At 44.8% G+C, this 15,225-nt stretch carries 5 protein-coding genes; all 5 read left to right on the forward strand.

Going from position 1 to position 15,225, the window contains the following annotated elements:
- The 5 genes from QSH61_RS19670 to QSH61_RS19690 all read left to right on the forward strand — a co-directional run bounded on the left by QSH61_RS19670 (position 1) and on the right by QSH61_RS19690 (position 15,166).
- The gene (locus QSH61_RS19670; RefSeq protein WP_206471901.1) at positions 1–522 is read left to right on the forward strand and encodes a phage tail protein; all 522 of its coding nucleotides are present in this window, start codon (positions 1–3) and stop codon (positions 520–522) included.
- A gap of 10 nt (positions 523–532) precedes the next feature.
- Complete coding sequence (locus tag QSH61_RS19675; RefSeq protein ID WP_206471902.1) at positions 533–1,057, forward strand: phage tail protein; 525 nt, start codon at positions 533–535, stop codon at positions 1,055–1,057.
- Positions 1,058–1,068: 11 nt separating this feature from the next.
- Entirely contained in the window at positions 1,069–1,602 is a 534-nt protein-coding gene (locus tag QSH61_RS19680; protein ID WP_206471903.1) for a phage tail protein, read from the forward strand.
- A gap of 145 nt (positions 1,603–1,747) precedes the next feature.
- Positions 1,748–3,070: a S8 family peptidase gene (locus tag QSH61_RS19685; protein ID WP_206471904.1), complete on the forward strand. Its 1,323-nt coding sequence runs from the start codon at positions 1,748–1,750 to the stop codon at positions 3,068–3,070.
- A 102-nt stretch (positions 3,071–3,172) separates the two neighbouring features.
- Positions 3,173–15,166, forward strand: a complete 11,994-nt coding sequence (locus QSH61_RS19690; protein WP_206471905.1) for an Ig-like domain-containing protein — start codon at positions 3,173–3,175, stop codon at positions 15,164–15,166.
- Positions 15,167–15,225: the final 59 nt, after the last annotated feature.

Genomic DNA, 15,225 nt, shown 5'->3' on the forward strand with positions numbered 1-15,225 from the left:
ATGTCAGAACCCTATATTGGACAGGTTACCCTCTATGGCTACAATTGGGCACCTAAAAATTGGTCTTTATGTAATGGTCAGCTAATTCAAATTAGCCAAAATCCAGCGCTTTATTCTCTTACCGGCACCGCGTATGGTGGTGATGGTAGAACAACCTTTGGTCTGCCAGACTTTCGTGGCAGAGTGCCGGTGGGGCTTGGTAACTTAGGAAACGCTAGTTACGATAGAGGCAATGCTGGTGGCGCTGAAAACGTAACGTTAACCTTAGCAAATATTGCACACACCCACGATGTGCAAGCAAGTACGAAAACGGCTAACTCTCCACTTGCTAATATTCCGGGACCAAACCAAATGGCGACGCAGACGGCAGAGCCTATATATGCCGCAGCTACAAGTTTGGTAAATACCTCTGACTCCACGGTATCAAGCATTGGCGGCGGTCAGAGCCACAATAATATGCAACCCAGCTTATCTCTTAACTTTGCCATTGCACTCACTGGCATTTATCCAAGCCGAAACTAAGGAGGTCGTAATGGAAGGGTTTATTGGACAGATAACTATGTTTGCCGGCAATTACTCGCCGTTTAAATGGGCGTTTTGCTACGGACAGATCACCGCAATTCCAGGGAATGAAGCGTTATTCTCTTTGCTTGGGAATACTTATGGTGGAGATGGTAGAAGTAGTTTTGGGTTTCCTGATATGCGAGGTCGATTACCTATGGGATTTGGCAATGGTACCGGATTAACGCCAACACTGATAGGAACAATGAAAGGGGTGGAAACGGTTACCTTGGACGTCAGTCAAATACCATCGCATAGCCATAATTTTCAGGTAAGTAACAATACCGCTACGGGTACAAACCCTGGTGGGCAAGTGTTGGGTAAAGCTGATATGTACTGTGAACCAGCAACGGCCCAGTATAATGATGGTCCTTCAGCTATGTATGACGGCATCATTGCCTCAGCGGGAAGCAATCAGGCTCATGAAAACAAAATGCCTAGCCTTGGGGTTAATTTTATCATATGCCTAAATGGCATATATCCACCTAGAAATTAAGGAGAAGAATAATGGCTGATTGTTTTTTAGGTGAAGTTCGAATGTTTGTTTGCAATTTTACACCAGAGTGGTGGACCAGTTGTGGAGGACAGCTACTACCTATATCGCAAAATTCAGCACTTTTTGCGGTAATAGGCTGTAACTTTGGTGGTGATTGTCGCACCACCATGGGGGTGCCAAATTTACAATGTAGAGTTCCGATGGGGACGGGGACAGGCCCAGGCCTGACACCAAATATGTTAACTGAAAAGCAAGGCGAAAATGAAGTTGTGTTATATGAGTCGAACTTACCTGCTCATACCCATACTTTTAATGGTACGACTTCATTAGGCGGAACGGTTGATACGGGGCAGGGGAATCTACTCGCACAATCTTCAGGCGGTAACGTTTATGATAACGCTCCTAACGCGCAAGAGCAGGTAGAGATGGATTATACTGCGCTTGGTACTAATGGCATGGCAAATTTGGGGCATGAAAACCGCCAACCATTTTTGGCGATTCAGTTTGCATTGGCACTAGATGGTACATTTCCACCAAGGAACTAGCTTAGTAAGGCGCAAAGTATTGGTAAGAGATTGGCCTGTTGTTGGTGCTGGTCCTTACTAATACTTATATTTTACGGTGGTAATTGGGTGTTATTATCGCTTTTAAATTAGTAACTTACTGTGGTGTTTGTAAGAGTGGTAACCAATGTGTAAAAAAGAGGTTTGTCAGCTTTTTTATCTAACAAGATTAAAGCTGGTGCTGTGCTTTATATTTGTTGTTTTATTTATTGGTACGACGAATGCACAGGGAATTGAGTTTGTTAATTTTGGCAACAAGATAAAGCTTGAACAGAGCAACGCTGAACCTAAGAGTGTGTATAAGTTTGCTAATTCAGAGCAATTGGTAGAGCTGAGTAACAGAATAATTATAAAAATAAAGGCTGGGATGGGCGGTGACGTTGCAAATGCCTTAAAACGAAAAATAGAGGTGGGTCAGCTAGCCACCTTTGGGCCCTTTGCAGAGCACGAGTTTATGGTGGTATCGCTAAAAGACGCGTCCGCAAAGCGCTTGACTGCTGCACTAGCGATTGCCAGTGGTTTGGAGGGGGTAATATATGCCCAACCAGATATTTTACAAATAAAAAGTAAGCTCGAAGTTGAAAATCATAACGCGTCTCAATGGTTAACAAAAACCTTGTCGCAATCAGGTTCTATGAAAAGCTTACCTTTTCGTTTATTTCAGTTAGAGAAATGGAAAAAAGAACTACAACAATCGACTCAAGGTGAAGGAGTAACAATAGTTGTTATCGATGATGGCTTTGATTTAAAACATGAGGCCTTAAGTAAAACTAAGGTATTACTCACCTACGATATTGAAAGAAGAGTCAAGGACGTACAGCCGCAAAGCGGTTTTGATATCCATGGTACTAAGGTACTTGGAGTGATTTTTGCCAGAGCAAATGACGCTTTGCCAGCTGAAAGGGCGGGCCTTGCAATCGACGCAGGGCTTATTGCAATAAGGCAAACAAAAAGCTGGACAAGCCATACATTGGAGTCGTTACATATCGCGCAACTGGCGCAAGCCGATGTTGTTAACATGAGTTGGCGAACACAGTTACTACTAGAACCAATAAAAGATGCCATTGATGGCTTAGCACAAACCAGCCGAGGCGGTAAAGGTGCGCTGGTAGTAATAGCCGCCGGAAACAGCGGGAAGATGATTAAAGCAAACAGCACAGAGGCGAGTATTGCGTCTGCGGTGGTGGTGGGCGCAATGAATAGTGGCGGTATGCCGGCAAGTTTTAGCAACTTTGGTAAATCGGTAAGTGCTTGGATGCCAGGTTACAGCGCCAAGGTAACCGCAAAAAATAATGCTTACAGTGGTTTTGGTGGTACTTCTTACGCAGCGGCATATGGAACGGGTATGATTGCACTGTTGTTGGCTGCTGAACCTGAATTATCGGCAAATAAAGTCAAGCAAAAGCTGGCTCAAGTGTCTGGTTTAATGTTGGACAACCGGAGTAAGTAAAGTAATTAACCTGCTGTGTTAGCTACTGATAACACAACAAGTTGGATAAAGGTCGTTCCTACCTTGGAAGTGAGCTTCTGGGTATAAAATGTGGATAAAACTATGGATACAGAACATAACAGCGCAATGGTATTTACGCACAGTAAACTACAAACCCATATTAAGGCTGCATTGCTATGCAGTGCTGCTATTCAGTTGCCTGTGGCGGTGGCTTCATCAACGCTAGCAAATGCAGAGACATTACAGGGCGGGGCGGCTCATACCGCTGTTAATCAGCAAGCGCTAGAGTACGTGCAGTCAAGGTTGACTAGCAAAACCATTACGGTCACGCGCGATCCAAATTGGGGGCGGCTGGAATTTCTGCAATGTGGACCTGCTGACGGGAACCCCGCAAATACGTATTGTAGTCAATTTCTTACCGAGACGGCATGTAATGCTTACGCACCTCTTTGTGCTTGGGATCCTGGCACACCTAGTAATAATCCTCCATCCTTTAACAGCAGCGCATCGACTAACTTTGCAGAAAATGACACGGGCACAGTGCTTGATGTTAATGCTGACAATGGTGATGGCGGTAGCAATGACTCAGGGATCACTTACTCTTTATCTGGCACAGATGCTTCGCAGTTCAATATTAACTCAAGCTCTGGTGTCATCACGTTTAAGACTGCACCGGATTATGAATCGCCGGGAGACAACGGCGGCGACAATATTTACAATATTACGGTTACTGCCGATGATGGTGGAAGTAGCAACAATGAAGCGACACAAAATATTACCATCACGGTTACAGATATCGATGAGGTTGCACCTACGTTCGATGGTGGAAACTCAACACCGAATGACAATGCGACAGGGGTATCGGGAAGTAGTAATATTACTATTGACTTCAACGAAAATATAGCCCTTGGAACTGGTAACATTACTATTCGTGACGTCAGTGGTAGTAGTGATTTTGAAGTGTTTGATGTCGCGACAGAAAGCGACGGTACGACCACTAGCCCAAGTGCAGGTCGTATTGGCATTACAAATGATAAAATTTATATAAACCCTACTAATGACCTAACCGGTAATCGCAACTACGCCATTCGTATTGATGCAACTGCTGTTGATGACTCTGCGGGAAACAGTTTTGCGGGGATCAGTGACGATACTACCTTTAATTTCTCGACAGCCAACACCGCACCTGCAGTTGATTTAGATTCAACGAGTGGCAGCGATGATAGTAGTGCTTCATTTTCTGAAGGTGGTGGTGCGGTAAATATCGCCGCGAATGCTGCTGTGACGGAAGCTGATGGCGACACAATTACCACCATAACAGTAAGTCTTACCAACGATCAAGACGGTGCATCTGAAGGCCTGAATGTCAGTGCATCCGCTCAAGATGCATTGACGGGAATTTCGGGTTCTTCTGATATTTCGCTACAAGATACAATTTCTATAACTGGTGCAACGGCTTCAGCGTCCGAAGTGCAAACGTTCCTACAGGCGATCACTTACAACAATACCTCCGGTACTCCCAACGAAACCGCAAGAACCGTAACTGTTGTGATCAACGATGGTACCAGCAATAGTGTATCTCGCACAGCCACTGTCTCTGTGAGCAACGTTACTGCAGCGAGCAGTGCCGCAGCCGGTTTTAATACAACAAACGGCGCAAACTTATCTCCAGCAATCACCTTTACTGGCGACGATGAAACACTGACTATTGCTGATACTAGCCATATTGCTGGTTCAACTGCGGATGGGGGCGGAGGTACCGATACACTATTTGTAGTAACTGGCTCTAATCTAGCTAACTTTACGTCGCTAGCTAATTTTGAAACATTAACCCCAGACAATGACGGTTCTTTAACGCTGACCGAAACGCAGCATGATGCGTTTACTACCATCAATGGTTCAGGTACAAACCAATTTACAATATCTAGCGCTGATGGAGATCAAACCCTAACCGGTGATAGCGATATTGAAACCTATGTGTTAGGCGCTGCAATGAACTTTACCATGGGAGCAGCAGCACAAAATGTGACGGGTAGCAGCGGGGATGACACGGTTAATGTAACCGGGTTTACGCCGTCAGGTATACTCGCAGCTGGCGCAGGCACAGATACTCTACAAGCAGATAATGGTGCAAATATCAGTGGTGCTACGCTCAGCGGTTTCGAATCACTGACCTTAAGTGATAATGCGTCAGTCACTATGACGGAAGCTCAGCATGACAGCTTCTCAACAATCACAGCAGCGGCAACCGAGACGATTACAATCAGTGATGTGAGTGATGGTTTAACGGGTAACAGTGCAATTGAAACTTACATACTTTCAGCGGCTAATACCTTTACGCTTGGCGCTGCTGGGCAAAGTGTTACAGGCAGCAGTGGTGACGACACCGTAAATGTTGGTACATTCACAGCTACTGGCACTCTAGCAGGAGGCAGTGGTACAGATACGCTTTCAATTAGTGATGGCGGAAATATCGCAGGCGCGTCAGTAAGCGGTTTTGAAAACCTTTCTGTAGCAACTGGTGGCTCTGCAACAGTTTCAGTATCTCAGTTGTCATCGTTTACTGGTTCGGTTTCCGGCGACGGCACTAATTCTCTAACTGTCTCTGGCAATGGTGATATTACAACGGTCTCAGCGCTTGAAAATTATACTTTATCCGATGATTCAACCAATTCAAGAACGGTGACCGTGAGCAGTGCGGGTCATTCTGTTACTGGTACTTCAACTTCAGATGCAATTACCTTCGATTTAGGTTCGCTTACCTATACTGGAACAATTACTGGCGAAAATACCACTGCCGATACTTTGTCTTTAAGTTCTGGTGCTGATATTACGGCAGCAAGTATAAACGCGGTCAGGAATTTAACGATAGCCTCCGGCGCGTCTGTTTCCATGACAGTAGCTCAACATGAAAGTTTTACTGGTAATATTTCAGCAGCTGGATCAGAAACTATCAATATTTCTGGTGATGGGGATATCACCACTTTCTCTTCGGTTGAAGTTTATAGTGTTGGTGACGATTCTAGCAATACTAGGACTATTACCATCAGTAACGGTACCACTGATGTTTCAGCAACGTCGAGCGATGATGCTGTAACGTTTAATATCGGTGGTAGCACCTACACTGGCGATTTAACTGGTGACACGAACGTAGCAGATCTTGTTTTAGCGTCAGATGGTGCGGATGTAACTGGAGGTGGATTCTTCAATATAGGAAACCTTAGTCTATCAAGTGGTGCAACTGTTGCGATTGATACGGCCAATCTGAGTGATTTTGCAACAGCGATTTCAGGGGCGGCGGGCAGTGAGACATTAAAACTTATGGATGGTGGAGAATTTGACTTCTCGACCACCTCGGTTTCTGCTGTTGAAGGCATTTCAATTGGCACCAATAGCGCAGCAACGATCACCCTTACTGATAACTTTAATGCCGACGGTCAAACTGTATCGGTTGCAAATGCCAGCGGCAGTGCAATCACGTCAGACTTAGTCATAGACGCTTCGGCCTTTTCTAGTGATGTGCTAGAAATAACGGCAACAGATTTGGATGGTTCTGATACGATCACAGGTGGTAGTGGTGCAGACACTATACGTCCTGGCGGCGGTACAGATACCATGACAGGTAACGATGGTAACGATAATTTTGTCGGAGCGCAAAGTGACTTAAATGGTGACACAATAGCCGATCTTAGCATCGGAGATAAGATAACAATTACAGGCGTAACAGGATTATCAACCAGCAATATTCGCTTTAATGGTACTAGTACGCTGGAGGTGGACACCAACGCTACTACTTTTGTTAACCCAGAAATAAGTATTTCGCTCACGAATGCCGCAGGGAACGATCTTGCGTTTACGGTCGCTGACTCTGGCAGTGATACAGTGATCACCTTTGAAGCTGCGAATGATGAGCCTATCTTTAGTAATTTAAATGGTGGTAATACCTTTACTGAAAATGGAACTTCGATTGCGATAGACAGCGATGTAACCATTTCAGATACTGAACTTGACGCACTTAATAGCGGAAATGGTAACTATGATGGTGCGTCGCTAACAATCTCACGCTCAGGTGGCGCTAACAGTCAAGATATCTTTAGTAACACGGGATTGCTTGGTACGCTGACTCAGGGAGGCACGTTAAGTTACGATAGCACTGAGGTCGGTACAGTAACAACTAACTCTGCAGGCACACTGGTACTCACTTTCAACAGCAGTGCTACTTCTGCTCTAGTGGATAATGTATTGCAATCAATTGGCTACGGTAACAGCTCTGAGGATCCAAGCTCATCTGTAACACTTAACTATACCTTTAATGATGGTACGGCAGACAGTACTGGTACAAATCAGGCCGCAGTTACTATTACTCCTGTAAATGATGCCCCTACCGATATTGCATTGACAGCAACAAGCATAGACCAATCGAATACCGGAACTGCTGCGACCGTGGCGACAGCCAGCACCACAGATGTGGAAAGTGGTGACAGTCATACCTATAGCTTGGTTACGGCTGGCAGTAGCGATGGTGGTACATGTAGCGCAAATACGGGTAACGGCAGTTTCCAATTTTCAGGAGCTACGTTACAAACGCAAGCATCAACATCTCCGGGTGACTATGTTATTTGTATTCAAACTAGTGATGGAACCGCAAGTTACCAAGAGTCATTCACGATAACAGTCAACGATGACGTGGCCCCAAATGCGCCATCGACACCAGACTTGGATGCGGCTTCAGACTCTGGGGCTTCAAGCTCAGACAACATTACCAATGACACCACACCAACCTTCAGTGGTACTGCTGAGAGCGGGGCGACGGTTAAATTATATAGTGATCAGGTAGGCGGAGGTACCACGGTCATTGGTACTGGCACAGCAACGGGTGGTAATTGGCAAATTACAACGGATCCGTTGACTGCTGGGTTATCACATGCGATTTTTGCGACCGCCACGGATGCGAGCACGAACGTAAGTAGTAGCTCTAGTGCTTTAAGTGTAACGATCGATAATACAGCCCCTACCGCGCCAAGTACGCCAGATTTGACCGCTGGGAGTGATACTGGCTCCTCGAATGCAGATAACATTACTAATGATACAACGCCCACATTCACAGGGAGTGCATCTACGGGCGACACAGTGACACTAATTTCCGATCTTGATGGCGTTGTTGGCTCAGCCACAGCTGCGGGAGGTGCATGGACTATTACCCCAAGTTCGGCGATGACCAGTGGTACGCATGCAATCACAGCGCGATCAACGGACACAGCCGGTAATATTACCAATAGCAATAGCTTATCAATGGTCATTGATACGAGTGTTTCAGTGCCTAGTATTACGACTCCAATTGAGGGTGATGGTCAAATTAATGCCGCTGAAGACAATGATGTCTTGATTGCTGGCTCTGGTGCCGATGCTAACGTGACTGTTAGCGTGAGTATTACTGACGGTTCAGCAACGCTGAATCAAAATGTAACTTCCGATGGTAGCGGGAACTGGACTATCAGTGGCAGTGAGTTCAATGTTAGTGGATTTAGTAATGGCGAATTAACTGTATCGGCGACGCAAACAGATTCAGCAGGGAATATCTCTGGTGCAGCAAGTACTACTGTTACACTCGATAATACAGCACCTTCAGCACCGGCAATTACGACACCAATTGAAGGTGATGGCCGAGTAAATGCGGCGGAAGATAATGATGTGTTGATTGTAGGAACGGGCGCTGAAGCGGGTAATAGTGTAACCGTTACTATTCATGACGGTGCAAATAGTTTTAATCGAACGGTCACTGCGGACGGCTCAGGGGCCTGGACTATAAGTGGCTCGGAATTTGATGTCAGTACGTTTAACAATGGCACATTGACTGTCTCAGCTACTCAAAGTGACGCAGCAGGTAATACCTCAAGTGCAGCTAGCACCACGATCACATTGGATAACTCAGCACCTTCAGCACCTGCGATCACAACGCCTATAGAAGGCGATGATTTAATAAATGCATCAGAAGATGATGATGTTTTGATAGTAGGAACGGGAGCGGAAGCTGGAAATAGCGTAGTTGTCACTATCAATGACGGTGCGAATAGTTTGGATCGTACTGTCACTGCTGATAGTTTCGGCGAATGGACAATAAGTGGCTCAGAATTTGATGTTAGCACGTTTAACAATGGCACATTGACGGTAACGGCATCGCAAAGTGATGCTGCAGGCAATACCTCAAGCGCAGCGAGCACGACAGTCACGCTAGACAACTCCGCACCAAGTGGGATTTCAGCTGCGATTGACCAAGATTTAATCAATGCAGGTAATGAAACTGCATTTAGCTTCACATTAACGGGCTTGGAATCAGCGGGTAGTTTTACTTATGAAATCTCAGACGGTAGCAGTTCAGTAACTAGCTCAAGTGCAATATCTATAACGGGTACTACCCACCAAGAGACTGGAATTAATGTCACCTCATTAAACGAAGGAACATTGACGTTATCTGTTACTGTAACTGATAACGCTGGGAATGAATCGAGTGCAGTAACTGACACCGTCACTAAAAAGTATAATGTTGCCCCTGTGCTCACAGGCACACCGGCAACGAGCGTCAATGAAGACAGTGAATACGATTTTACGCCGACCTTGACTGATTCTGACACAGCCGATACTCATACCTTTAGTATTACGAATAAACCAAGTTGGGCAACATTTGATACGCAAACGGGTAAACTTTCAGGTACTCCGGATGACTCTCATGTTGGCACGACTTCTAATATTGAAATTTCGGTGAGCGACGGAACGGATAGCGATACACTCACAGCATTTAATATTGAAGTAGTTAATACCAATGATGCGCCAACGGGGCAAAGCACTAGCTTCACTATAGATGAAGGCGCAACATTAACGCGGGACTTCAACAATGGCTTACTGTCGCTTGCGAGTGACGATGACCTCGATTCCAACGATAGTCTAACGATAGTAAAAGACACAGATCCGCAATACGGTACGTTAACCCTGAATGCCGATGGTAGTTTTAGTTATGTTCATGGGGGGAGTGAGAATCATACCGATAGCTTCACTTATCATGTTGAAGACAGTGCTAATGCCAGCTCACCGGTGTACACCGTAACAATCAATATGAACGCGATTGAAGACGCACCAACGGCTGTGAATGATACGCTGACTACGCTTGAAGATGCCTCAAACTCAGTGAATGTGCTTGCTAATGATAGTGACCCTGAAAACAACATGGTTGCCTCATCGGTTACTATCAAAACTCAACCGACTAAGGGACAGTTAAGCATTACAAATGGGGTAGTGACCTTTACGCCAACCGCGAATGAAAATGGTTCGGATTCATTTACTTATACGGTTAAAGACTCGACTCTGGCTGAATCTAATGAGGCAACGGTTAGTATAACCATTACACCTGTAAATGATTTACCAGTCGCGGCTAACTTTACACCGAATATAGACGAAGACACGTCAACTTCAGCATTGCCCGTGAGAGCAAATGCAACGGATGTCGAAGATACCAACCCAACTGGTACTATTGCACTTGAGTCTCAGCCCAGTAAAGGTCAAGCGGCAATAGACTTGAATAATGGCACTATTACCTATACACCAAATGCCAATGAGACGGGGAGTGATAGCTTTACTTACTCGATTCTTGACAGTGAGGGTGGGAAGTCAAATATTGCGACTATTTCCGTCAATATTGGCGCTGTAAACGACCGACCTATAGCGGGTAATGACACGGTAACAACAAACGAAGATACCGCGACAACATTGGCAATTCTTGCAAATGACTCTGATGTTGAAGACCAAGGTTTTGATGGTTCGGATATTGCGCTTGAAGATAAAGGCGATGGTGCAGGTAACTACGACCTTGCAACCGTTACAGTTGGTTCGGATGGTGTGCTCGCGATCACTCCAAAACAAGACCAAAATGGTATATTGACCTTCACTTATACCGTAGAAGATAGTGAAGGGCTGCGTTCTGATCCGGCGACGGTTACAGTCAATATCACAGCAGTTAATGATGCGCCAGTTGCTGTTAACAATACGGCTCAATTACTTGAAGATGGCAACATTGAAATCAACGTATTGGGTAACGATACGGATGTAGATAGCCAGCTCAATGTTGCAAGTGTTGCTATTGTTAGTCAGCCTCAAGGCGGTTCACTACAAGTACTCACAACAGGTAATATTGTTTATACACCAAATGCTAATTTCTTCGGCAATGATAGCTTTACTTATACGGTACAGGATACTGAAGGGCTAGTTTCAAACGCGGCTACAGTGAATCTCACCGTGACATCAGTAAATGATGCACCTGTTATTTCGGGAACGCCTTCAACTTCTGTCAATGAAGATGATGCATATAGCTTTACACCGACGGCGACGGATATAGATGGTGATAGTTTAACGTTTAGCGTCACAAACCTTCCAGTTTGGGCGAATTTCAACGACTTAACAGGGGCTATTACAGGTACACCTACTGAAGGACAAGATGGTACATATAGCGGTATTGTTATTACGGTGTCAGATGGCCAAGCTGATGTATCGTTGCCTGCGTTCAGCATAGTGGTAAACGCTGTGAATGACGCTCCAGTTATCTCAGGTACGCCATCAACAAGTGTTAAACAAGACGACGCATACAGCTTTACGCCGACGGCATCTGATGTAGATTCTCAAACATTGACGTTTGCTGTGACCAACTTACCAGCTTGGGCAAGCTTTGATACGTCCTCTGGTAATATTGCGGGGACGCCGACTAGAGAAGATGTAGGTACTTATAGCAATATTGTCGTTAGCGTAAGCGATGGTGCCTTGCAAGCAAGCTTACCTGCATTTGAAATCAATGTTGAGGCAGTTAATGCAGCGCCGATTGCAAACAATATGCAAAGAAGCGTGCTTGAGGATGGAACGACAAGCTTCTCAGCAGATGTTAGCGATCCAGATGGTGATGCATTAACAATGGAGTTAGTGTCGCAGCCACAAAATGGTGCAGTTCAAATTCAAGGTACCGTGTTTAGTTATACACCATTGCCAAACTTTAATGGTTCCGATGTATTTACTTACACAGTGTCAGACGGTGAATTTAAGTCAAATACGGCTTCAGTCGCGATGACAGTAACTTCCGTAAATGATGCACCTATTGCCGTTGATGACAGTTTCACCTTCGATGCTGTGGCTTCTAATCAGTATGTTCTGCCAGTCTTGAGCAACGATAGTGATCCAGATGGCGGAACGCTAAGAATTATAGGTGCAAAAGCATCGATAGGCTCTGCGTTTATTTCAAATAACACCTTGACTTACCAAGCCGTGCAAAATACACAAGGGCCAATTGTTGTCACTTATATGATTGAAGATGAAGGTAAAGCCAGAGCAAAGGCTAATGCAAGTATTACGATTAATAATACAAGCACCGGCAATGCTCCTTCAATCACTACGCCAAGTGATTTAACAGTGGATGCAACTGGGTTATTCACAAAAGTGAACCTTGGTATTGCTGTCGCTACAGATAGCTCAGGAAACCCACTGCCAGTATCATTGGTTAGAGGTACACCTATCTTTGCACCTGGTAAACATATTGTTTATTGGCAGACAACTGATAATCAAGGACAACAAGCCACTGCGAGTCAAAATCTAAACGTCAATCCTCTGATCTCGCTGCAAAAAGATAGTCGAGTTGCCGAAGATCGTAGTCATTCTGTGAAGGTGTATCTAAATGGCACAGCACCAAGTTACCCAGTAACGGTGCCTTATACCGTAACTGGTACAGCCGATAGTAGTGATCACGATTTGCAGTCGGGTGAAGTGGTAATAAACGCAGGTACTAGTGCTACCATCACCTTTAATATCTTTGCTGATGGTATAAGTGAAGATAACGAAACCATTGTGATTTCCTTGAGTGACTCAGTTAACAGAGGCGCTAAATCTACTTCAACAGTAACAATTGTTGAGCAGAATGTGGCACCAAGCTTAACGGCGGTCGTGAAGCAAAGTGGTGAAGAGCGTAGCCTAATTACCGCCTCTAATGATGTGGTTACCATAGAAGCTTTGGTTGCTGATCCTAATCCGAATGATCAAGTGAGTGTCAGTTGGCAGCCAGATGCAGTGTTAGTCAATACATCGGATGATCCATTTATCTTTGAGTTTAGCCCTGAAAATGTACCTACGGGTATTTATAAAGTAGGGGTTACGGCAGAAGATAATGCGACCCCCAGTTTGTCGACATCTCGAACCGTGTTTATTGAGGTTGTTCCGTCATTAGGATTATTGTCCGGAGAAGATACTGATGGGGATTTAATTCCTGATGATCAAGAAGGCTATGTCGATCAGGATGGTGATGGTATTCCTGACTTCATGGATGCGATCACCGATTGTAATGTGGTGCAAGAACAAGCATTAGAATCAAATCAGTTCTTGGTGGAAGGTGATCCTGGTGTTTGCTTACGTAAAGGTGCAACTGTACCGCAGAATAATACGGGTGGCTTACAGCTGTTAGAGTCTGAGTTACCTTCAGATCCGGATGCAAATAATGCAGGTGGTTTGTTCGACTTTATTGCGACGGGGTTACCACAACCGGGAGATGTATATAGTATCGTGTTACCACAACGCAAACCTATCCCACTTAATGCGGTTTATCGCAAATTAATTGGCGGTGAGTGGCAAGACTTTGTGATTGGAGAAGGTAACGAGTTGCTCTCAACTCAAGGTGAGCCAGGTTTCTGTCCACCACCTGGAAGCAACGAATGGAGCGCAGGCCTTAGCGATGGTGATTGGTGTGTGCAACTACGTATTGTTGATGGGGGCCCAAATGATGACGATGGTATTGCCAATGGCAGTATTGTCGACCCAGGTGGAATTGCAGTACCAATTACGGATAACGCACAACCCATAGCTAACGCCGACAGTGTGACAATTGCTTCGGGGCAAACTATTGTTATTGACGTACTTGCAAACGATACGGACAGTGATAATGATGTACTCGCCATAACTGGTGCAAGCGTTGATTTTGGTGTGGTTAGTATAGAAAATAATCAACTGAATTACACACCACCAGCTGCATTTATGGGTAATGCTACTATTCAATATAGTGTCACTGATGGTCAGGGGGGATCGAGTAATAGTACCGCAACGGTTTCTATTATTGCTAATCAACCACCACAAGTTGCGAACGATACGGCAACCTCAAATGGCTCAAAAATTATCATTGATGTACTTGCAAATGATAGTGACCCTGAAGGTGGCGTGCTAAGCATTGTTTCTGCAACAGCAGGCCAAGGTTCTGTGGCCGTCAATATCGATGGTACGTTGAGCTACACACCAAAAACGGGATTTGAAGGTACAGATACAATTAACTATGTTGTTAAAGATGAGTTTGGTGCGACGGCTGAAGGCCAAGTAAATGTCACTGTAGCGGTGAAACAAGTTACATCAATAACTAACAAGTCCTCAGGGACTATGGGAGGAATGTTGATACTATTAATCAGCGCGGTGGTGATTCGCCGCAGAAAATCACTCTTACCTGCCTTTGCATTAGTAAGTAGTAGTTGTTTATTAACAACACAGGCACAGGCGAGCAATTGGGAGTTAGAGGCGACATTTGGGCAGTCAAATGCAGACAGTGAAATTAATTCTACTGAGCTAAACGTTGTCAGCTTAGATGAGAAAAGTAGCAGTTGGTCGATAGGCGCATTTTACGAATTAATACCCAATTGGCATATTGGACTTCGTTATATCGATCTTGGCCAAGGTAGCGTTGAGTTTTCGGGCTTAAGTGCTGATCCTGAACAAAGCCAAATGACTTTGGCACGAGTTGCTCCTGTCTTGCCTGAGGGTCTTGCGTTGCAGTTCAATTATTCAAAACCATTTGCAGACAAATTTGTAGGGAAGATGTTCTTGGGCGCATTTAATTGGGATTACAAGATTAACAGCGTTCGGGATGGTCAATTTTCCACTCGTTATGAAGACAGCGGTACTAGCGGTTACATAGGTGGTGGTGTTCACTATCAGTTAAGTGAATCATTATCACTTGGAGTCGATTATAGCCATTATTTCATTTCAGCAAATGATGTAAATGACCTAGCTCTTAATTTGAGCTATCGTTTTTAAGCTTAACTGCAGTTTTAGCATTGAAAAGGCCTCAACTAAATGTTGAGGCCTTTTTATAT

Origin of the sequence: Pseudoalteromonas sp. JC3 (assembly GCF_030291895.1) — a bacterium.
In the GTDB taxonomy this organism is placed as follows: domain Bacteria; phylum Pseudomonadota; class Gammaproteobacteria; order Enterobacterales; family Alteromonadaceae; genus Pseudoalteromonas.

Coding starts and splice junctions, on each gene's coding strand:
- QSH61_RS19670 (WP_206471901.1), top strand. CDS start 1: ATGTCAGAACCCTATATTGGACAGGTTACCCTCTATGGCTACAATTGG.
- QSH61_RS19675 (WP_206471902.1), top strand. CDS start 533: ATGGAAGGGTTTATTGGACAGATAACTATGTTTGCCGGCAATTACTCG.
- QSH61_RS19680 (WP_206471903.1), top strand. CDS start 1,069: ATGGCTGATTGTTTTTTAGGTGAAGTTCGAATGTTTGTTTGCAATTTT.
- QSH61_RS19685 (WP_206471904.1), top strand. CDS start 1,748: ATGTGTAAAAAAGAGGTTTGTCAGCTTTTTTATCTAACAAGATTAAAG.
- QSH61_RS19690 (WP_206471905.1), top strand. CDS start 3,173: ATGGATACAGAACATAACAGCGCAATGGTATTTACGCACAGTAAACTA.